The 20,835-nt window shown below is 65.5% G+C and carries 17 protein-coding genes and 2 pseudogenes; 14 read left to right on the forward strand and 5 right to left on the reverse strand.

Annotation, left to right across the window (positions count from 1 at the left end; genetic code table 11):
- The first annotated feature begins 49 nt into the window (after positions 1-49).
- From A5785_RS02780 to A5785_RS02790, 3 genes are all read left to right on the forward strand, one after another.
- On the forward strand, positions 50-325 hold the full coding sequence (locus tag A5785_RS02780) for a phosphopantetheine-binding protein (RefSeq protein WP_005202871.1): 276 nt from the start codon (positions 50-52) through the stop codon (positions 323-325).
- Positions 322-1,851 carry a tryptophan 7-halogenase gene (locus A5785_RS02785; RefSeq protein ID WP_064864447.1) on the forward strand — a complete coding sequence of 510 codons (1,530 nt, stop codon included), beginning with the start codon at positions 322-324 and terminating at the stop codon, positions 1,849-1,851. The genes A5785_RS02780 and A5785_RS02785 overlap by 4 nt, the downstream gene beginning before the upstream one ends.
- A gap of 95 nt (positions 1,852-1,946) precedes the next feature.
- The gene (locus tag A5785_RS02790; RefSeq protein ID WP_231895414.1) at positions 1,947-3,137 is read left to right on the forward strand and encodes a cation:proton antiporter; all 1,191 of its coding nucleotides are present in this window, start codon (positions 1,947-1,949) and stop codon (positions 3,135-3,137) included.
- Here the strand turns inward: A5785_RS02790 and A5785_RS02795 are convergent.
- On the reverse strand, positions 3,096-4,406 hold the full coding sequence (locus A5785_RS02795) for an isochorismate synthase (RefSeq protein ID WP_064864450.1): 1,311 nt from the start codon (positions 4,404-4,406) through the stop codon (positions 3,096-3,098). The two genes, A5785_RS02790 and A5785_RS02795, sit on opposite strands and share 42 nt — an antisense overlap.
- Before the next feature lie 175 nt (positions 4,407-4,581).
- Between A5785_RS02795 and A5785_RS02800 the strand changes: the two genes are divergently transcribed.
- Together A5785_RS02800 and A5785_RS02805 are read left to right on the forward strand one after the other, a co-directional pair.
- Positions 4,582-5,895 carry a lysine N(6)-hydroxylase/L-ornithine N(5)-oxygenase family protein gene (locus A5785_RS02800; RefSeq protein WP_064864452.1) on the forward strand — a complete coding sequence of 438 codons (1,314 nt, stop codon included), beginning with the start codon at positions 4,582-4,584 and terminating at the stop codon, positions 5,893-5,895.
- Positions 5,896-5,906: 11 nt separating this feature from the next.
- Positions 5,907-6,785 carry a siderophore-interacting protein gene (locus A5785_RS02805; protein WP_082946518.1) on the forward strand — a complete coding sequence of 293 codons (879 nt, stop codon included), beginning with the start codon at positions 5,907-5,909 and terminating at the stop codon, positions 6,783-6,785.
- A gap of 97 nt (positions 6,786-6,882) precedes the next feature.
- Here A5785_RS02805 and A5785_RS02810 read toward each other — a convergent pair.
- A pseudogene (locus A5785_RS02810) lies at positions 6,883-7,832 on the reverse strand (LLM class F420-dependent oxidoreductase).
- 10 nt (positions 7,833-7,842) lie between these two features.
- Entirely contained in the window at positions 7,843-8,877 is a 1,035-nt protein-coding gene (locus A5785_RS02815; RefSeq protein ID WP_064864454.1) for a nucleoside hydrolase, read from the reverse strand.
- A gap of 45 nt (positions 8,878-8,922) precedes the next feature.
- Between A5785_RS02815 and A5785_RS02820 the strand changes: the two genes are divergently transcribed.
- Entirely contained in the window at positions 8,923-9,864 is a 942-nt protein-coding gene (locus A5785_RS02820; protein WP_197500789.1) for a mechanosensitive ion channel family protein, read from the forward strand.
- A 196-nt stretch (positions 9,865-10,060) separates the two neighbouring features.
- Here the strand turns inward: A5785_RS02820 and A5785_RS02825 are convergent.
- Positions 10,061-10,783, reverse strand: a pseudogene (locus A5785_RS02825) (HNH endonuclease signature motif containing protein); the annotation flags it as partial.
- A 190-nt stretch (positions 10,784-10,973) separates the two neighbouring features.
- Between A5785_RS02825 and A5785_RS02830 the strand changes: the two are divergent.
- The 4 genes from A5785_RS02830 (at position 10,974) to A5785_RS02845 (ending at position 15,515) form a co-directional block, all read left to right on the forward strand.
- Positions 10,974-11,588 carry a TnsA-like heteromeric transposase endonuclease subunit gene (locus A5785_RS02830; protein ID WP_231895416.1) on the forward strand — a complete coding sequence of 205 codons (615 nt, stop codon included), beginning with the start codon at positions 10,974-10,976 and terminating at the stop codon, positions 11,586-11,588.
- Positions 11,589-11,756: 168 nt separating this feature from the next.
- Complete coding sequence (locus A5785_RS02835) at positions 11,757-13,649, forward strand: helix-turn-helix domain-containing protein (RefSeq protein ID WP_231895415.1); 1,893 nt, start codon at positions 11,757-11,759, stop codon at positions 13,647-13,649.
- The gene (locus tag A5785_RS02840; RefSeq protein ID WP_174565203.1) at positions 13,646-14,710 is read left to right on the forward strand and encodes an ATP-binding protein; all 1,065 of its coding nucleotides are present in this window, start codon (positions 13,646-13,648) and stop codon (positions 14,708-14,710) included. Before A5785_RS02835 ends, A5785_RS02840 begins: the two co-directional genes overlap by 4 nt.
- Positions 14,679-15,515, forward strand: a complete 837-nt coding sequence (locus tag A5785_RS02845) for a TniQ family protein (RefSeq protein ID WP_064864461.1) — start codon at positions 14,679-14,681, stop codon at positions 15,513-15,515. The genes A5785_RS02840 and A5785_RS02845 overlap by 32 nt, the downstream gene beginning before the upstream one ends.
- A 184-nt stretch (positions 15,516-15,699) precedes the next feature.
- Here A5785_RS02845 and A5785_RS02850 read toward each other — a convergent pair whose 3' ends face one another.
- Positions 15,700-16,716: a S1C family serine protease gene (locus tag A5785_RS02850; RefSeq protein WP_019288211.1), complete on the reverse strand. Its 1,017-nt coding sequence runs from the start codon at positions 16,714-16,716 to the stop codon at positions 15,700-15,702.
- A gap of 867 nt (positions 16,717-17,583) precedes the next feature.
- On the opposite strand from A5785_RS02850, the gene A5785_RS02855 reads away from it, so the two are divergent.
- The 4 genes from A5785_RS02855 to A5785_RS02870 all read left to right on the forward strand — a co-directional run.
- Entirely contained in the window at positions 17,584-18,087 is a 504-nt protein-coding gene (locus A5785_RS02855; protein WP_064864463.1) for a general stress protein, read from the forward strand.
- A gap of 3 nt (positions 18,088-18,090) precedes the next feature.
- On the forward strand, positions 18,091-19,974 hold the full coding sequence (gene dnaK / locus A5785_RS02860; protein WP_064864465.1) for a molecular chaperone DnaK: 1,884 nt from the start codon (positions 18,091-18,093) through the stop codon (positions 19,972-19,974).
- Positions 19,975-19,982: 8 nt separating this feature from the next.
- Entirely contained in the window at positions 19,983-20,507 is a 525-nt protein-coding gene (locus tag A5785_RS02865; protein WP_003942659.1) for a nucleotide exchange factor GrpE, read from the forward strand.
- Between the two features lie 6 nt (positions 20,508-20,513).
- Positions 20,514-20,835 (forward strand): DnaJ domain-containing protein (locus tag A5785_RS02870; protein WP_156527974.1); only part of this gene is annotated, 322 nt, incomplete at its 3' end.

Raw genomic sequence — 20,835 nt, forward strand, 5'->3', positions numbered from 1 at the left:
AACGAGCCTCGATGCTCGCGATTCACTGCACGTCATCAGAGAGGACGGCATGGCCACAACGAATACGGTACTCACCCGAGAACGGATCATCGCCGACATTGCCGGCATCCTGGGTGTGGACGAGAGCGAAATCACCGATGACACAAACGTTCTCGACGTCGGTCTGGACTCGGTTCGGCTGATGTCACTGATCGAGCGTTGGCGTGCCGCGGGTGCCCACAGGGCTGATCTGGTGAGTATGGCCGCCGATCCGGTCGTCGGCTCCTGGGTTCGTGAGCTCACCGCGGAGAGCGTTTCCGGTGCCAACGAGGGAGGGCTCCGATGAGCGACGCCACCCCTAGCGGGGAACCGATCAGTGAGACAGCCGACGTCGTCGTCGTTGGCGGCGGACCGGGAGGGTCGACGGTCGCGACACTGCTGGCTCGCAGCGGCCACCGCGTGGTGCAGTTGGAGAAGGAGTCGTTTCCGCGGTACCAGATCGGCGAATCACTGCTTCCCTCAACGATTCACGGCGTTTGCCGGCTCCTCGGCGTCGACGAGAAGATCAAGAACGCGGGATTCATGCACAAACGTGGCGGCAGCTTCCGTTGGGGCAAGAATCCGGTGCCGTGGAACTTCCTGTTTGCCATCTCGCCGGAGTTCGCGGGTGAGGGGTCATACGCGTACCAGGTCGAGCGCATGAAGTTCGACCAGATTCTGCTCGAGAACGCCGCGGAGCAGGGAGTCGACGTGCGGCAGCGCAGCAGGGTCAACGGGACCATCACCGACGAGTCCGGCCGGGTCACGGGTATCCGGTACGTCGACGCCGACCGGGTCGAGCACCGGATCGACGCGAAGTTCGTCGTCGATGCGTCGGGTAACACGACGCGGCTGTCGAAACATGCAGGCGGAGAACGGATTTACTCCGACTTCTTCCAGAACGTCGCGGTGTTCGGATACTTCGAGAACGGCAAGCGCTTCCCCGCGCCGGACAGCGGCAACATCCTGTGCGCAGCGTTCGACGAGGGATGGATGTGGTACATCCCGCTGTCGGACACGCTGACCAGCGTCGGAGCCGTGATCTCACGCGACAAGGCCGAGCACGTGCTCAACGCGCAGGAAGAGACACTGCTGCACTACGTCGATCGCTGCGAGATCGTGAAGGACATGCTGTCCGACGCCACGCGCGTCACCGAGGGCACCTACGGTGAGATCCGAATCCGTAAGGACTATTCGTATGCCAACACCCGCTTCTGGGGCAACGGCATGGTGCTCGTCGGCGATGCCGCGTGCTTCATCGATCCGGTGTTCTCCACCGGGGTTCATCTCGCGACCTACTCGGGTGTGCTGGCGGCGCGGTCGATCAACAGTGTGCTGGCAGGTGCGATGACCGAGGAGCGGGCATTCACCGAGTTCGAGGGTCGATACCGTCGCGAGTACGCGGTCTTCTATGAGTTCTTGTCGGCTTTCTATGACATGGAACAGTCCGAGGACTCGTACTTCTGGAAAGCGCGCAAGGTCACCAATTTCGACCGCAACGACATGACCGCATTCGTGTCGCTGGTCGCGGGCGCCTACTCCGGCGAACAGGCCCTCACCGACCCGGAGCAGATCATCGAGCGCTTCTCGGCGTCGACGGCCGCTCTCACCGAGGCCGCCGAGCGAACCGGCGGCATGGACACCGACTCCGGCCAGCGGATGGGGCATCTCTTCGGTACGCAGGTCGTGCGTGACGTCATGGAGGAGATGAATGCGTTCCAGGCACGCGGGGCAGTTGGTACCGACGGGACCGAACCGCCACTGCTCGACGGTGGGCTTGTTCCATCGGCCGACGGCCTGAGCTGGGCCGAACCCGCCCCGGCTACCGTCTGATCGGCCAACGCCCGCCATGCTGACAGCGTTGGCGCTGCTCCTCGGAAATGGCAGTCGTGTGCGGAGCGATCGCGCGTCGACTCGGATTCCCCTCGATGGCAGGCGAATTGGTCGCGGGCGTGCTGCTCGGTCCGTCGGTCCTCGGCATGGTGGCACCGCACGTCACGGGAGCGGTCGTCAATGCAGACGGCACGCCAACCACGGCGATATCCGCGGTCGGCACGCTCGCCGTGGTGTTGCTCGTCGGGCTCGCAGCGACGGAACTCGACGGTCCGTTCCTGCGTGGAAACGCGCGCAAGATCGGCGTCATCAGCGGTGTCTCCTTCGTGATTCCGCTCGTCGCAGGCATCGGACTCGGACTGGTGCTGCCTGCCCGGTACGTCGGCGACGGTACGAACACGGGTGACGGCACGAGCACAACAGAATTCGCAGTTCTGCTCGGTGTCGCGATGTCGGTCAGTGCGATTCCCGTGATCGCCCGGATCCTCGGAGATCTGGACCTGCTGCGGACGAGGCTCGGTCGGCTCATCCTGTCGGCGGGCACTCTCACCGACCTTGCCGCCTGGGTGGCCCTCGCGGCGGTGTCAGCACTGGCCACCGTGGGGTTGCGCGCCTGGCACCTGCCGTTGACGCTGCTGGCGATGATCGGTTCGATTGCCGTGGCGCTTGTCGCGCGACCGGTGATCGGACGTCTGCTGACCCGCTTGGAATCCGGTGGCCACGATGCGCAGTCGACAGCGGTGATGGTGATCACGATGGTGGCCGGTGCCGCGGCGACCGACGCGATGCATCTCGAGGCTGTTCTTGGAGCACTGCTCGCCGGGATCGCGTGTGGTCGACGTCCCGAGCGCGTCGTGGCGCCGCTCCGCTTGGTCACCACGGCTGTGCTTGCGCCGGTGTTCCTTGCCTCGGCCGGCCTACACGTCGACCTGAGGGCTCTCGCTTCTCCGGGTGTTGCCGGAGTGGCGGTCGGGGTGATCGCCGTTGCCGTCGTCGCCAAGCTGGTTGGCGGCTACCTCGGGGCTCGCCTCGCACGATTGTCCCGGTGGGAGTCGATGGCGGTCGGAAGCGGACTCAACGCTCGCGGGGTCGTCGAGATCATCATCGCGACAACAGGATTGAGTCTCGGAATCTTCAGTGAGGAGACCTACATGATCGTCGTCGTCATGGCGGTGGTCACGTCGGTGATGGCGGGACCGATGGTCGCGGCCGCAGCGCGACGATGTCGGCCGGACACCGGTAGGTCAGATCTCGTCGGTGCCGAGAGCGCGCAGCACGGTACGTAGCTTGGCCGTGGTCTCCGCCACTTCCGCGTCGGGATCGGAGTCGGCGACGATTCCGCCGCCCGCCCAGGTCGCCAGAGCTCCTGTGCGCGAGTCGATTTCCGCACACCGGATAGCCACGAGCCACTCGCCGTCTCCAGGGGTCACAGCGCCGTGCGGAGTCCTACTGTCCGACGCGGTCAGCCCGTCGCGGCCGCGCAGTACTTTGTGGCGCGCGGAGCGGGGCAGATCGTCAGGGGAGTGATCGTCGCGGGAAGGATTCCCGATGCACCATCCGACGGCCCCCCCGTAGAAACCGCGGTCGCCCTCCGTCGCGAGGATGTACTCCCTCGCTGCGCCGGTGGGAGTTCCGCACACCGCAGGTGTGGGATGCACGGCGATCGCGAGGTCGAGGGCCGTTGTCGACGGGTCGGCGAGCTCGCCGACGATCGGCGTCCCCAGGTGCCACATCGACGACGTGCCCACGATGCTTGGCGCATCGGGTACGTCGAGTCGGGTGCACAGCGGTGCGAGCACGCTGCGCAGAGCGTCGACGACGAAACGGTGCTCGTCGAGATCCTTCGCCGATGAGTTCAGCGTCGCGGCGCGCTCGGCGTCGACGCTGGGGTCGTGATGGCGTGGCGTGGAACCGGCGAGCGGGTGAGCGCTCACCTGACGTCCGCGTCGTCTTACGAGTACCTCGGGGCTCGCGCCGACGAGATGTCGTCCTCGGTAGGCGTCTCCCGCGGGAGTGAGCTCTGTGCGGAAGAGTCCCGAATGCGGGTTCTGTGCGGCGAGGGCGGCCAGGAACACCTCCGGTGTCAACCTCGGCGTAGTGTGCAACAACAGCTTTCGTGCCAGCACGACTTTGGCCAGCGAAGTGGTCGAGTCGGCGAGCACTGTGACCGCTGCTGCGACCCTGGCACGGTGTTCTTCGCGGAGCGGTTCCGCGGCGACCACGCGGGCTTCGGCGATCGGGCCTGCTGCCGTGGTCGGCCCTGCTGCGGGCCAGGAGTTGGGCGGCACGTCGAAGCGGATGTGCGAGGGTGCGGTCAGCGCGCTCGGTGCGTCGGTGTCGAATGCGAGAGCACCGACGATCGCTGAGTGCTCGCCCCGCGCGAGTGACGCGGCTGCGCGCGAGGGATCGTCGAACGAGGCCACAGCGCCGCTGGCAGAACAATGATAGTCGAGTCCGTGGAGCTCGAAATGATCTGCAGCCGAGAGCGATTCGTCGATGAGCGCGGAATGCGCGCCGGAACCGTCCACGGGCCCTGGCGAGGTCGAAAGTGTCATGGTGCCGGTCGTCCTCCTCGTCCGATGCGGATTCGGTGTGTGCTGATGTCTGCTGACGTGTGCGAGTTTCGCGTCGCGGGGGGTACATGAACGCAAGCTGATGATTAGGTTAGACTTACCTAGCATTGCGTGCGGCATCGGCCCACGGAAATCACGACGATCTAGGGAGTGGCGCGTGTGTAGTGAGCGGAACTCCGAACTCGATATCGCTGGCATCGGATTCGGACCGTCGAACCTGGCCTTGGCCATCGCGGTCGAGGAGTACAACGACAACAGCACGGCACGCGGTGGTGGCATCCAGGCCCGGTTCTTCGAGAAGAAGTCCCAGTTCGGCTGGCATCCCGGCATGCTCCTGCCCGGGGCGACGATGCAGGTGTCATTTCTCAAAGATCTGGTGACGCAACGTAATACGTCGAGTTCGTACTCGTTTCTGAGCTACCTCAACGAGCACGATCGTCTGGGCCACTTCATCAATCGTCAGGACTTCTTCCCCCTGCGCGTCGAATTCCACGACTACCTCCGGTGGGCCGCGGAACGCGTGTCGGTACCGGTCGACTACGGCTCGGAGATCAGCTCGGTCACGTTCGCCGACGGCGCGTTCGACATCGCCTCGACGTCGGGCGAGAGCGTGCGGGCACGAAACCTGGTCCTCGGCGGAGGGCTACGGGCGAAGCTCCCCGCAGGTGTCGTCGCAGGCCCGCGGGTATTTCACAACCATCACGTGCTTCCCAACCTGGCCAAGCTCCCGCCACTGACGCACCGTAGGTTCGCCGTGATCGGCGCGGGTCAGAGTGCCGCGGAGGTTGCTGCCTTTCTCCACGAAACGACAGGCGCCGAAGTGCACGCCGTTTTCTCCAAGTATGGCTACACCCCGGCCGACGACAGTCCCTATGCCAATCGCATCTTCGACGCCGAGGCCGTCGACGAGTACTTCTCGGCCGAACCGGCGTGGCGCGACCGTCTGCTCCAGTACCACCGCAGCACGAACTACTCGGCGGTCGATCCGGTCCTGATCCAGGACCTGTACGGACGCGAGTACACCGAGCGCGTATCGGGTAATCGCCGCCTCTTCGTACACGGCGCGACCGAGGTCACCGACCTCGACGAGACAGACGACGCCGCACGGTTGCGCATCGCGCACCGCACGACGGGTGAGGTCATCGACCTCGACTGCGACGCCGTCGTGTTCGCGACCGGATTCGAGCCGACGCCTGTCGCGGACATGCTCGGAGATCTTGCTGCTCACTGTGCGGCTGATCAACACGGCCGACCCGTCCTCGACCGCGCGTACCGGCTGCAGACCTCCCCGGAAATCACCGGGCAGATCTTCGTACAGGGCAACTCAGAACACACACACGGGCTCACGTCGACGCTACTGTCGAATGTGGCCATCCGATCGGGGGAGATCCTCGACGCCGTCGTGGGTCGCGGATCGAACCAGCCGATCCCGACGGCCGTACCCGTTGGCCATAGCGCTTCTGGCGCTTGAGTTTTCGAGAGGTGAGCAACGTGACCGGCATCGACGCCGCGCAGGGGCAGGATTTGAGTCCCCATCCGACCGAGATCAAGTTGACCATGTACGACCTGCTGCCACGTACGGTCGAGGTGGTAGAAACCATCGACTTGAGTCCGGACATGCGTCGAGTGCGGTTATCCATCAGCGCTCCCGAGAGCTTCATCGTGGTGCACATGGCACCCGACGACCACATCAAACTGTTCTTCCCGGATCCCGAGAGCGGCGAGATAGTCATGCCCGGCGTCGGCGCCGAGGGTATGCGTCTGCCCACCGAGGGTAAGTTCCCGATCTACCGCGACTACACCATTCGGGCATTCGACCGTGACAGCGGCATACTCGACATCGATTTCGTGCTGCACGATCACGGCGTCGCCGGAAAATGGGCGGGAAGCGCGGTTGCGGGCGATCGACTCGGAATGTTGGGTCCGCGCGGCTCCCACATTTATCCGACCGGCTACGACTGGTATCTGCTCGGTGCCGACGACACCGCGCTACCTGCTCTCGCGCGCTGGCTGGAAGAACTACCCGACGACAAGCCGGTCATCGCCTTCGCCGAGGTCACCGGATCCGAGACGGAGATCGACCTTCCTCAGCGCCCGAACGCCCGCGTCCGCTTCGTCCATCGTGGAGCCGATCAGTCGGGCAGGGGCACGAACCTCCTGCGCGCGGTGGAGGAATTGGACCTCCCCGAAGGCAACTTCTACAGCTGGTTCGCCGGTGAGGCGTTGTCGCTCAAGCCGATTCGACGTCATCTGCGACGCGAGCTCGGTCGGCCCAAGGACTGCGTCAAGGTCGACGGCTACTGGAGAACCGGAACCGTCAACCTCGATCACCACGTCGAGGACGACGAGGCTTCGGAGTAGTTGGCAGCGGGGTAAGAGGCAGCGGGGTAAGAGGCAGCGGGGTAAGAGGCACGGGCGTAAACCCCGTTCGGGTGAGCGGGGTTCGTCCCGACCTCCCTCACCCGATGAGGGGCGCTAGGGTCTCGCCGAGGAGAGTCACGCGGCCGGGGACATGTCCGTTGGCGGGAGAGTTGACCGTCACGCCGTCGATTCCGATCTCCAGCAGAGCGGAGTAGCGCTCTGCAACCTGTTCGGGACTACCGACGACTGTCGATGCCCGACGTACCTCTGCCGCCGGATTGCGTGCCAGATACGCCTCGAATTCAGCGGAGGCCTGCTCCTCGGTGGGCGCAATGCAGGCCGAGGTCTGCGCGGTCACCGTGATCTCCGACCGATCGCGACCGAGCCGTTCGCAGTGAGCGGCAAGGACGTCGAGCTTCCTCGGGAGATCCTCGGGCGCCCGATGAGGTTGGACTCGTCGGCGTACTGCGCGACCATCCGTAACGTCTTCTTCTCGCCACCGCCACCGATCATCACCGGGATACGGCCAAGTGGCGCAGGGGAATTGATTGCCTCTTCGACGTGGTACCACTTGCCGTCGAGTGAGGGCCGTTCGCCGCGCAACATCGGCAGGATGATCTGCAGTGCTTCTTCGAGCTTCTCGAATCGATCGGTGAAGGTACCGAATTCGAAGCCCAACGACTGATGCTCGAACTCGAACCACCCGGCTCCGATCCCGAGTTGAGCACGACCACCCGATACGACGTCGAGTGCAGTGACACTTTTCGCGAGGAGCGTCGGGTTCCGGTAGGTGTTGCCGGTAACCAGTGAGGACAGACGCACCCGCGAGGTGTGCTGGGCGAGTGCAGAGAGCAGCGTGTAGCACTCGATCATCGGCTCGTCCGGGGCGCCGAGGATGGGCAGTTGGTAGAAGTGGCCCATCACCAGGACGGTGTCGAAGCCGGAGTTCTCCGCTTCGACGGCCTGCGCTGCGATGGTGGGGAAGAGCTGGTCGGGTGCTGTGTCGGGGTAGGTGAAGTTCGGGATCTGGTAGCCGAGTGTCGTCACCTAGTCGACGCTACGCCGAACCGCCGACTTGGCGGGCGAGCGAGGCGATCGTCTCGATGAGGTGATCGAACACGGCATCGACGTCGGTGGCTGTTGCGATTCGGGCATTCGGGGCTCCGCCCCACATGCCGCGCTCGTCGGCAACGGTCATCGCGCGTGTCAGCGCACCGGTGAGCTCGACTCCGACCTGGGCGGGCAAGGTGTCGGCGATCGCGGGGTCGAGCGCGACCATCGCGGCGAACGGATCGTGCAGATGAGCGAGGTAACCCTCGTCGTGGGCCTCGTGGAACTCCAGGTAGAACCGCATCGCGTCGACGAGGTGACGCACGATCGGATTGTCGGCAACCGATCGGATGCCGGCTTCGTCTGTCGGATCGAGATACTCGACAGGACTGCTGCCTGCCGCAGCCGCGAGGCGAACCAGATGATCGGGGAGAAGTGCGACGGTCTCGGTGAGATCGAGCGGACAGATGATCGGGGCGGGCGCCCCGTCGACGCCGAACGCAGCGAAGACCTCGGCGGCGGCCTCCGGGTCGACGGCGATGTTCCACTCGGCGACAGGCGTCGTGTTGCCGTGGACATGAAACGCGCCACCCATGATGACCAGCCGACGCAGTCGTCGTGGCAGACTCGGGTCGCGTCGTATCGCGGTGGCAAGCGACGTGAGTGGTCCGGTGACCAGGCCGACCAATTCTCCGTCGTGTGCCTGCGCGGCGTCGAGCCAGGCGTCTGGTGCGTCCGTGTCGGCGACGACGAGATCGGATGTGGGTAACTCTGCGTATCCGACGCCCAGCGGTCCGTGCGTGTCCTCGGTGGTCATCAGTGGTGCGACGAGCGGACCGTCGGGTCCGCGATGTACCGGAATCTCGCCTCGCTCGCACAGCGACAACCAGGCCAGGTTGTTGGCGGCGACGACGTCGACAGGAACGTTCCCCGCGGTACTCGCGATCCCCACGATGTCGACATCGGTGCGGGCGAGTAGGTACAGCAGTGCGACCGAATCGTCGATACCGGTGTCGCAGTCGAAGAACAGTCGCTGGGTCACGACACAATTCTGATGGATTCACGACGAATACGTACGGTCGGGTTCATGGCAACGTACACAACGGCTTTCGAATGGACGGAGACAAATCGGGAATGGCTGATCGAGAACCCGATCAGGATCGTCGGGTACGTGATCGTTGCGCTGGTGGTGCGGTTCGTGTGCAACCGGCTCATCGACCGCGTCACACGGCGTCCACCAGGGGAGAGAGCCGATCGCGGAGGGAAGAGTTCGACGCCGTTGCTCCTGCGCCACCTGCGTGACCGCGCACCCTCTGGAGCCAGCAGGGCCGTGATCAACCAGCGACGCGCGCAACGAGCCCGCACCATCGGGTCGGTGTTGAAGTCGGTTGTATCGATCGTGCTTCTCACCTGGGCGGCGCTGGCGATACTGTCCGTTCTGGGTGTGAATATCGCGCCGTTCATCGCCTCCGCCGGTGTGATCGGCCTCGCCATCGGATTCGGCGCTCAGAATCTCGTGCGCGACTTCGTGACGGGGATCTTCATGCTGCTCGAGGATCAGTACGGGGTCGGTGACGTTGTCGATCTCGGCGAGGCCGTGGGGGAGGTCGAATCGGTCGGTCTTCGGATCACCACGGTGCGCGACGTCGACGGCACGCTCTGGTATGTCCGCAACGGAGAGATTGCGCGCGTCGGCAACATGAGCCAGGAGTATGCGGTTGCCCGCGTCGAACTGCCTGTTGCGCTCACCGCGGATGTCGACAGGGCACAGGAAGTGGCACTCACCGCTGCGCACGCCGCAGTGGAGTCGGATGCGCTCTCCGAGCATGTGACCGGCGAACCCGACATGCTCGGTGTGCAGGAACTCTCTGCCGATCAACTGATCCTGCGAATGACGGTCACCACAAAGCCCAACTCGCAGTGGAAGGTTCAGCGGACACTGCGCCGCGACATCCTCCGGGCCTACGACGAGCATGGAATCGAATTGCCGTATCCGCGGGGCCAACTCCTCGCCGCGTCGCCGAACTAGCGGCAGCAGGGGCGTGGCGCGCGAGGCCGGGCGACCGGCCAAGCAACCGCCCTGCCCCGCCACCGGGGTGTGGTGGTGGGGTGTGGACGGGTTGCGGCACAACCTGATTCGATGGTTGGCCCGGTTCGTCGCCCTAGCGCGTGGGCCGGGTCGACGCGGCCGGTTCAGCTGGCACACCGGTCGGCTGGCGCGGTGGTCAGGCGGCGTCGGCCAGCGGTGGGTCGACGCCTCCTGGTGGGTCGACGTCGCCGAGCCACCAGGGGCTGGTTGGTGGGGCCGGACCTGTTGGCGCGTCCGGGTCTGTGGGCGAGTCGGGGTCGGGTGGATCAGTGAGGTTCCATTGGATGTCGACGCGCGCGCTGAGCGGTGGGGCACCGGTCAGGCGCATCGAACCCGCCAACGCGAGCTCGACGCCGGTCAACGTCGGTTCATTCGCCCTCGGCGTACCGGGCGTCGAAGGCGACACCATCCAGGCACCCACTGCATCCGCCACGACCTCGGCTTGGGCTGTACCCGAGGCTCGCGTGCCGATCGCGGTAACCGTCGCGCCTGTCCCGGTCGCGCGTGCTGCGGCCGCCGCTTGGTTGTTGGTGTGTTCGGTGGTGAGGTAGTCGTGGAAGTCGGCTTTGACGTCGGCGATGCGGTTGATGCGTTCGGGATTCTCGGGCATGCCCGGTTTGGCGTTGAGTCGCCACGCAACCCGTCCGGTATCAGGGCCTTCTGTGATCATGCGGGTGGTGAACTGCCCAGGCTTTTTGCCGACCCGCCGGTTGTGCACATCACACGCCGGGACCAGCTGGTCGATATCGGTGAGTCCGCCGTCGGCCCAGTCTTTGGCGGCGTGATGCATCTGCACCCGCGAAGCGGGTTGGTTACAACCGGGGGCGGAACACATCTTCCCGCCGGGTGAGGTGTAGGTTCTCGCGATCGGTGTCAGTTTCTCAATTTCGTGTCAGTTGTCTGTCAGCGGCGTGTTGGTTTCTCATTTTCGTGTCAGCACGAGTGAAGCTATGTAGGTGCCGCGAAGCGGTGAGGTCGAGGTCAGGTACGTGCAGGGCAACGGTGGTCCTGTCGCGACGACGGTCGCCGCCGCGGATCCGCTACGAATAGTGCGCGGTTTGCCGGTTCGACGAGGGCGAAGTCATCCTCGACGGAGGCATTACGCGGGCTGGTTCTGGTCAGCGACCAATCGTGACCACGTGCTCTACGAGAGCCGGTTGGAGCTCGATCGGCTGTGGTTGGCCGACTTCGCTCCGGGGGTAATCCGGATGGCGGCGCAACCGATGTGGATGTGCGGCTCGGACGGGACGAGCACACGTAGGCACGTTCCCGACATGCTTCTCGAACATGCTGATGGTGGGTTCACGGTCGTGGACGTCAAACCGGAAGAGTTCGCCCGCCGCGAGGAGGCGGCGCAGGTATTCGCCTGGACTGGGCGGGTGTGCGCCTCGCGGGGTTGGTCGTACGAGGTGTGGACAGGCGCGGACCCGGTGGTGCTGGCGAATATCCGGACCATTGGCGCCGCGCGCAGAACGGGCTCGATAGATACCACGACCGTGGCGTGCATCGAGGCGGTCGCCGTGACCGGAATGACGATCGACGAGGTGGTCGCGGCCGCAGACACGCAGCGGGGCCGCATCGCTGTGCTGGCGAAGTTGTGGTTCAGGTCGTGGACGGCGGATCTTACGGTACCGCTGTCCGGGCAAACGGTCTTGACCTGGTGAGAGGACGACTTTATGACAGAAATCCTCGATCTCCGTCCTGGGATTCGGGTCTGGTTCGGGGGCGCCTCGTGGGAGGTCGTCGCCCTCCATGGTCTTGAGGTGACGCTCCGGTCAGGGCCGTCGTTGCAAAGGGTCGCGGTCACCGAAATCGCTGCCCACGCTGTGGCAATGGCCCATAAGGACGACTCCTTCGATCCCACAGCGGTGGTGCTGTCGTCGCTGACGACGTCGCAGCGCCACAAGCTCGACGTCCGAGCCGGGCACGTGCGCAGCGCGCTCGCCGCGGTCAACGATGACGGGACCAACCTGGAGTCGGTGCTAGCGGCCAAGGCGAAGGAACTGGATGTCTCGGTGCGCACGCTCTACCGCTGGATCGCGGGCTTCCGGGCATCGGGGGTCGCCGGGTTGGCCGACACCCGCATTCGCAGCCGATATGCAGTCGGCGTGGACCCGCGGTGGGACGCGACGTGTCTTCAGGTGCTGGACGACTATGTCGAGGCATCCACGCCGACCATGGGAGATGTCATCGACGCGGTTGTCCGCAAGTTGGAGGCAAGCTTCGGCCCGGGAACGGTGCCGCTGCCCAGTAAAGCCACTGCTTACCGGCGTCTGAAGGTGCTGGCGAAGGGACGGCATGCGTTCGGCAGTGCAAAGGGACGGCGGTCGGTGGCCGATCGTCCGACCGGTGTGTTCGGTCGGCTCCGTGCCACCCGGCCCGGCGAGTACGTGGTGCTCGACACCACGCCGCTGGATGTGTTTGCGATGGAGCCGATCACGATGCGCTGGGTCGGGGTGGAGTTGACGGTGGCTATGGACCTGTTCACCCGCTGCGTGCTCGGACTGCGGTTGACCCCGGTGTCGACGAAAGCGCAGGACGTCGCGAACGTGCTCTACCAATGCATCACCCCAGACCGCCAGCGGGACGACGGCGGGTGGCCGTATCACGGGGTTCCGCGGAATCTGCTCGTCGGCACCGAGGAACCCGACGGCGTCTCCCAGCAGCGGGTCGGCGACCTCCCTGCCTGTTTACCGGAGGCGATCGTGGTCGATCACGGCAAGCAGTACCTGTCCGATCACGTGATCGGGGTCTGCGCGCGGCTCGGGATCACGGTCCAGCCGGCGATCCCGCACAAGCCGACCGACAAGCCCACGGTCGAGAGATTTTTCCGCACGCTACGCGAATCCGTGCTCCAGCACCTGCCCGCCTACAAGGGCCCGGATGTGTACTCCCGCGGAAAAGACGTCGAGGACAAGGCGTTCTACTACGTCAGCGAACTCGAGCAGATCATCCGCGAGTGGGTCGGGTCGGTGTATCACCGCACCCAGCACGACGGGTTGTGTGTGCCGGAGATCCCGCGGGCCGAGTTCTGCCCGGCCGAGATGTTCGAGATCGGGGTCGCGAAATTCGGGTGCCTGCTGTTACCGAGCAGCCCGGACTTGGCGTACGAGTTCCTCGATGTGCGGTGGCGGATGATCCACCACTACGGGGTGGAGGTCGACGGGCTGCGCTACGACGGTGCCGGGCTGAACCTGTATCGCGGCACCCGGTCCCCGTACGGCGGTGTGCACGCCGGTAAGTGGCCGATCTTCGTCGACTCCCACGACGTCCGGCACTCCTACTTCCAAGATCCGGACACCAACGCCTGGCACCAACTGGTGTGGGAACACGGGGCGTGCCTGAACCAGCCGTTCAGCGCCGATGCCGTCGACTACGCCAAACGCGTCAGCATCCGCGAGCACCGCCACCTCGATCCGCACCGCGCCGTGCAGGACCTGCTGCTCGCGTGGAGCCGGGAGGAAGTCGAGACCCGCCGCGACCGCAGCCTGGCCCGGCGGCTCAGCGCGCAGCGGCCCACGCTCGACGGCGAACGGACGTCCGGTGCCGCGCCGGACGGCGAATCCGTGCGGGAGGACGCGTCGCTGCCCGGGGTCATCGATCTGCTCGAGCACCTCGCCCAACGCTCGACGAGCCCGGTCGAGCTTCCCGACGACCTGGACGTGTTCGAGCAGTACTACGCGCAGCGGCCGGACGAGGAGGTATTCGGGGTGTTCGACGAGTGAACCGATGGGCACGATGGTTGGCGGACAACGGCACCGCCCGCTACCAACTCTCCCGCAAGAAGGGATGGGATGCGTTCGTGCACTCCGCACCGCGCGAGTCGTTCGACGTCCTCACCCGCACCGAAATGACCCGGCTCAGCGGTGAGGAACGGGAGGACTACAACGAGGCCCGGATGGTGTGGAACGCGAACCTGCCGACGATCAAGACCAGCCAGCTGACCGCCGCGTACTCGGTGATCGATCAGGTCCTGGCCTCCGGGCGGCGGGACGGGGACAAGCTGCGCGGGTCGGTGGTGATCGACGCCGAACCCGGTTTGGGGAAGACGACCATCGCCACCCGGTACGCCCGCGACTTCCACCGCCGCGCCTACCGCCGGGAGGGCCCGGTCACCTTAGGTGGGCATCAGCGGTTGCCGGTGGCGTTCGTCCCGCTCAGCGCCGGCATCACGTTGAAGGGTCTGAACCAGCAGATCCTGCGGTTCTACGGCCACCCCGCCGTCGACCGGGCGTCGACCTCCAAGCTGGGTGCGTTGGCCGTCGACTGTGTCACCAGCTGCGAAACCCGGTTGGTCGTGCTCGACGACCTGCACTTCGTGGACTTCAAGCATCGCAACGGCATCGAGGTGTCCAACCACCTCAAGGGTCTGGCCAACGAGATGGCGGCGACGTTCGTCTACGTCGGAGTTCAGCTCGCCGAGAAGCGGTTCTTCGATGAAGGGCAGCTCGGGGAACAGGCCGCCTACGCGCAGACCAGCCGCCGTGCCACCCGCTGCCCGGTCGCCCCGTTCGCGGTCGATACCGATCCGGGGCTGCGGAGTTGGATCAGCCTGCTCCGCACGTTGGAGGGGCACATCAAGTTGGCCGACGCCCACGAGGGGATGCTCGTCGAGCAGGCGAAGGTGTTGCACCGGCGCACCCAGGGCCGGATAGCGTCGCTGACCAACCTCATCGACCGCGTCTGCTACCTGGCGATCGCCTCCGGCACCGAGACGATCACCCCGGAGTTGATCGCCGCGACCACCATCGACAATGCCGGCGAATCCGCCGCCCGCACGGCCTGACCCCACACCTTCCACCGCGCCCCCGGCGGCGCGGCTGAGGCCGATTCCCGGCGGTTACGACATCGACCGCTGGCCGATCACCGTCCCGATCCGCCCCGGCGAGGCCATCCCCGGATGGCTGCTGCATTTCGCCTCCCGGTACCAGCTGTCTCCGGCGCAGTTGTTGCGGGAGTTCGGCTTCACTTCCCGGCCCGCCACCGTCGACCGTGTACTGGACCAGGTCGCCGAGTGCTCGCGGGAGATCACCTGGTGCCTCGGCCTCGCGCCGCGGGCCTTGTCGCCGGCATTGTGTGGTTGGCCGGCCGAGGCCTCGCTCGGCCGCTACCTCGCGCACCGCCGCGGGATCCGGCACCACTTCAGCGGGTCCCGGTTTTGTCCACGGTGTCTCGCCGAGCCGGACTGCATCTGGCAGAGGCAATGGGCGCACCCGTTGCTTCCGATCTGCCTGCGGCACCGACTGCGGTTGCAGACCCGGTGTCCCGGTTGCGGGCAGGTGCCATTCTCCGACACCACCTGGCTCGGCAGCCACGGCCCGCCATGGCACTGCCCCCAACGGTGTCCGCGCGAGAGCGCCGATCGGAAGGTGCGTCCGTTCTGCCGGCACGACTTGCGCGACGCCACCGTAATCGAGGCCAACGACGACCTGTGCACGGCCCAGCGGTATCTGACCGCGCTGGCCTCCCGATACGACAGGACGGCCGCGACGACCCGATTCGAGGCCTTCTGCGACCTCGCCGCCGACAAAGTCGGCATCGAGGCCCTCGTCACCCTCGGCGCCCATCAGGAGCGTCAGCAAATCCGATGAGCACAGGACAGTCCACCCAGTTCGTGGCTGACCCGAAGTTGAAGTTGGTATTCCCAATTTTGTGTCCCAAGGACACGCGGACGGTAATGCTCCTCAACGCCTGCGATACCCGCAACGCTGCGGGCCGGACCGCCCGCAACACAGATCCCGCCCGCCCCGTTTTGGTCGTTCTTGGAATAGTCGTTCAGCTGGCGGGGCGGTCTGTCACTGTGACCGAGATCTGCTGGGTCTCGCCACCGCGGAGCACGGTCAAATCGACTCGATCGCCCGGGTCGAGGGCACGGAGCGCCGCGATGAAGTCCTCCGCCGACTCGATGTCGTGGCCGTTGACCGCGGTGATGACATCGCCCGGCCGGATACCCGCCGTCGCAGCCGGACCGAGCGGGACGACCTCGAGGACGACGGCACCGCTGGTGCGGTCGACTGCCAGTTGTTCGGCGATCTGCGGGCTCAGCGTGCCGGGCTGAATGCCGACGTACGCATGCTGGGCAGTTCCCGAGGCCAGCAGTTGGTCTGCGACGTCGACGACATTCGCCGCGGGGATGGCGAAGCCCAGAGCCACCGCACCCGCCGACGGGGGAATGTAGGCCTGGCTCATCCCCACGACCCGCCCTTGTCCGTCGATCAGGGCACCCCCGGAGTTACCCGGCGAGATCGCGGCGTCGGTCTGGATCAGGTCGACCAGCGGCGCCCCGGTGGAAGCCGACCCGGGGATCTGACGGTGCAATCCTGAGATGATGCCCGAGGTGACCGTGGCCTCGAACCCCAGCGGACTGCCCACGACTACGGCGAGCGCGCCGACCTCTGGCAACGCTGTCTCGAACGTCGCCGCAGTCAGATCCGTGCGGTCCGCTTGAAGGACCGCGACGTCGGTCACACGATCGACGGCCCGCACGTTCGCGGACACCTGTTGCCCGTCCGCGAAGGCCACACTCACCTGCCGGGCACCCTCAACCACGTGGGCGTTGGTGACGACGGTGCCGTCGGTCTTGTAGACGATGCCGCTGCCCACGCCGGACCCGGTAAGCACGGTGACGACCGAGGCCTCCACCTGCCGGACCAGTGCCGGCAGGTCTACGGCAGGTCCCGCTGAGGGCGTCGAGGTGGTGGGAGCCGAGGCGCCGCATCCCGCGAGGAGGAGGACCACGATCGCGACCAGCGGCACCCAGATCGAGGAACGTACGGTCGACGGTACGCGCATCAGCCACCGCCTCCGTGAGGAATCGGTCTCCTACTTGCACCTGCCGCGAGCGGGCCCACCCGATCAACATACCCCCGGCGGCGCCCGAGACCGGTCACCGAACCGCTTCGATGCACCCAGGCAACCGGCATCGACGAACGGCAGCGCGCATGCTCCACCACTGAGAGCCAAGATGCTTCGTATCTTGTTGCGCTACCAACTTTTTCATACAGATTCTAATCTGGAGCGTCTCCGATTCGGTTGCCGCCCAGTGGAATCCGGTGGGCATGGCTCCAGTGGATGGATAAACCGACCGTTTGGAAAATGGATTTCTCCCGCCGGTTCTCTCGGCGCCAGGAACTTGTCGTTCCGCCATCGAGCACCTGCTCCTGTACGTGAGCATGAAGGAACGGCTATTGCCAGCGCGTCAGCGACTGTACTGTCATTGCGGAATTCGCTTCCCGCTTTCGACTTGTGCGGGCCTTGCCACTCACCGCGTCGGCTGCGAAGATGACTGCATCGGGAGTTCTACTCGTGGACGCACCGCAGTAGTGGCCGGTACCCGGAGTTGCGTGTACCGGTCGCCTCGAGCGGGTTCCGGCGGACATCTATGCCCAGGGCAGGTATGGACGCCATTGCGCCTCTATTGTCGACGCCCGATAGGCGAATTTGCGTCGACCCCCGACAAGGGTTAGCGTCATTTCAGTGATTGGTTAGCGTCATTTCAGTGATTGCAAGCCAGGACTGTCGTAGGCGAATTGTGTTGACCGCCCGAAGGCGGATGAAGAACTTGCATTGCGGTTGGGCCGTTCGTGAACCCAACCGGTTGACCGACGGCCGGGCCGTAGGCTCGGCGAAACCCCACAACATCGACGCCGAGGGGGCGTGATGTCAGAGTCCAGTGGCGGAACCGCCGCCGTAAGTCCACACCCACCTGCTCGCCAGGTGATTGCGACATTCGACACCTATGCCGACGCCGAGAGCGCCGTCGACTACCTCTCCGACCAGCATTTCACGGTAGACAAACTGGCCATCGTCGGTCGCGACATCGAGCTGGTCGAGCAGATCGTCGGCCGATTGAACTACGGCTGGGCCGCTCTGCGCGGCGCCGCCGCGGGCGCGCTGACGGGTGCGCTGTTCGGCTGGATCTTCGGGTTACTCGATTGGGTTCAGCCGCTGCTCACGGGCCTCGCGCTCGCCTTCTACGGGTTGGTATTCGGTGCCGTTGTGGGCGCTCTGCTCGGCCTGCTCATGTATGCGCTGCAGGGCGGCCGGCGCGACTTCACCTCAATCCAGTCATTACAACCACGTCACTACGAAGTTCTCGCCGATGTCGAGGTCGCGGACGAAGCCGTCCGCTTGCTCACCGGCCGGACCGATCGAAAGGAATGAGTCATGGCGACTGCTGTGGGTATAGACCTGGGCACCACCAACTCGGTCATCGCTAGCTGGCAAGGCGGCGAGCCGGTGGTGATCTCCAATGTGGAGGGAGCGCGGACGACGCCGTCGGTGGTGGCGTTCACCGAGAGCGGCGAGCGCCTGGTGGGTCAGCTTGCCCGACGGCAGGCGATCTTGAATCCGAAGGGCACGATCTACTCGGCGAAACGCTTCATCGGACGTCATTACGACGAGATCTCCGAGGAGGCCAAAGCGGTCAGCTTCGACGTCGTGCCGGGTGACAATGGTGAGGCCCGATTCGACGTGCGGGGCAAGAAGTATGCGCCGGAGGAGATCAGTGCCCTCGTGCTGCGCAAGCTCGTCGACGACGCGAGCAAGTTCCTCGGTGAGAAGGTCAAGGAAGCGGTCATCACCGTTCCGGCCTACTTCAACGACGCGCAGCGCAACGCCACCAAAGACGCCGGCCGGATCGCTGGCCTCGAGGTTCTGCGGATCATCAACGAGCCGACCGCTGCGGCACTGGCTTACGGCATGGACAAGCAGACCCACGAGACCGTACTGGTCTTCGACCTCGGAGGCGGCACCTTCGATGTGAGTCTGCTCGATGTCGGCGAGGGAGTGGTCGAGGTTCGTTCGACGGCCGGCGACTCCCACCTCGGCGGCGACGACTTCGACCGACGCCTGGTGGACTACCTTGCCGACGAATTCCAGCGTGCGGAGAATATCGATCTGCGCAAGGATGCGCAGGCATTGCAGCGCCTCTTCGAGGCCGCGGAGAAAGCCAAGGTCGAGTTGTCCTCGGTGACACAGGCCCAGGTAAACCTGCCTTTCGTCACCGCTGACGCGAACGGTCCCAAGCACCTCACCACCACGATCATGCGATCGAAGTTCGAGGATTTGACGGCGGATCTGGTGGAACGCTGCCTCGACCCCGTGAAGCAGGCGATGAGTGACGCCAAGGTCACCGCCAACGACATCGACGAGGTGATCCTGGTCGGTGGTTCGACACGTATCCCGGCGGTACAGGCGCTGGTTCGCCGGCTCACCGGCGGTAAGGACCCCCACATGGGCGTCAACCCGGACGAGGTCGTGGCGCTCGGTGCCGCAGTCCAGGCGGGCGTGCTCAAAGGTGAGGTCTCCGATGTGCTGTTGCTCGATGTCACCCCGCTGTCCCTCGGCGTCGAGACGCAGGGCGGGGTGATGACCAAGATCATCGAGCGCAATACGACGATCCCGGCCCGGCGCAGCGAAGTGTTCTCCACGGCGGAAGACAATCAGTCCGCCGTGGACGTGGTGGTGCTGCAGGGCGAACGCGAGCGGGCTGCCGACAACCGGGTGCTCGGACGGTTCCGGCTGGAAGACATCCGCCCCGCGCCACGTGGCGAGGCCCAGGTCGAAGTCATTTTCGATATCGACGCTAACGGCATCCTCAACGTCACCGCCCGCGACAAGGACACCGGCAAGGAGCAGAGCATCACGATCAGTGAGCAGGGCAACCTGGACCAGAGTGAGGTCGAGCGCATGCTGGCGGAGGCCGAACGGAACCGGGGTGAGGACGAGGCGCTGCGCAAGGCGGTCGACGCACGCAACGCGCTCGATTCGGTTGCATATCAAGTGGAACGGAGACTCGCCGAACTCGGTGACAGTGCCCCGCCGCACGACAAGGCGCGGGCCGAGATGCTGATCGCCGACGCCAGGAAGGCGGTGAAAGACGGTGCTTCACCCGCGGAGGTAGAGCCCCTGACCTCGGAGCTGCAGCAGCTGCTCTACGGGCTCGCGCCGGTCCAAGCCGGCGGCGGCGACGGACACCAGGCCGGCGGCGCAGAGGCTGCGTCGTCGGATGATGACGACGTGATCGACGCCGAGTTCGATCGAAGCTGAGGCACCTGATGGAGAGGTCTGCTGATCATTCGACGACCGAGCCGGCTACCGACGGTACCGACGGGGATCAGACCGAGACGGCGCCTGATCGCACCGACACGGGGGCCGAGTTGGCTCAACTCGAGGACCGTTGGCGCAGGGCCGTCGCAGATCTGGACAACCTGCGCAAGCGGTATGCCAAGGATCTGGATCGTGAACGCGCCGCGGAAGTAGCGAAGGTTTCGGCGGCGTGGCTGCCGGTCCTGGACAATTTGGAGCTTGCGCTGGCCCATGCGGGCAGCGATCCTCAGGCCGTCGTCGAGGGTGTGAAGGCGATCCGGGATCAGGCGGTGCAGGTGCTGTCACGGTTCGGCTTCGAGCGCCACGACGAGGTCGGTGTGCCGTTCTCTCCGGAGCTCCATGAAGTGGTCAGTGTGGTAACCCGACCCGACCTTCCCTCCGGGACCGTGGTCGAGGTCTTGCGCCCGGGTTATGGAGAGGACGGGCGGCAGTTGCGTCCCGCCGCGGTGGTCGTCAGCCGCCCCGAGGGGTGAGCACCGATGGCGCGTGACTACTACGAAGTGCTCGGGGTTTCTCGGGGCGCCGGCACCGACGAAATCCAGCAGGCCTACCGCAAGTTGGCCCGCAAGTATCACCCCGACGTGAACAAGGACCCCACTGCGGAGGACAGGTTCAAGGAGGCCAATGAGGCCTACCAGGTGTTGTCCGACCCGGACACCCGGAAACGCTACGACCGATTCGGTGACGACTTCCGGCGTGTGCCCGAGGACTACGACGAACGGGTCCGGGCAAGCGCCGGTGGGTACGGCGGCGGGTTCGGCGGCGGCGGGTACGGCGGTGGGCTGTCTCTTATACACATCT

It is taken from the genome of Gordonia sp. 852002-50395_SCH5434458 (assembly GCF_001665905.1).
GTDB classification, from domain to species: domain Bacteria; phylum Actinomycetota; class Actinomycetes; order Mycobacteriales; family Mycobacteriaceae; genus Gordonia; species Gordonia jacobaea.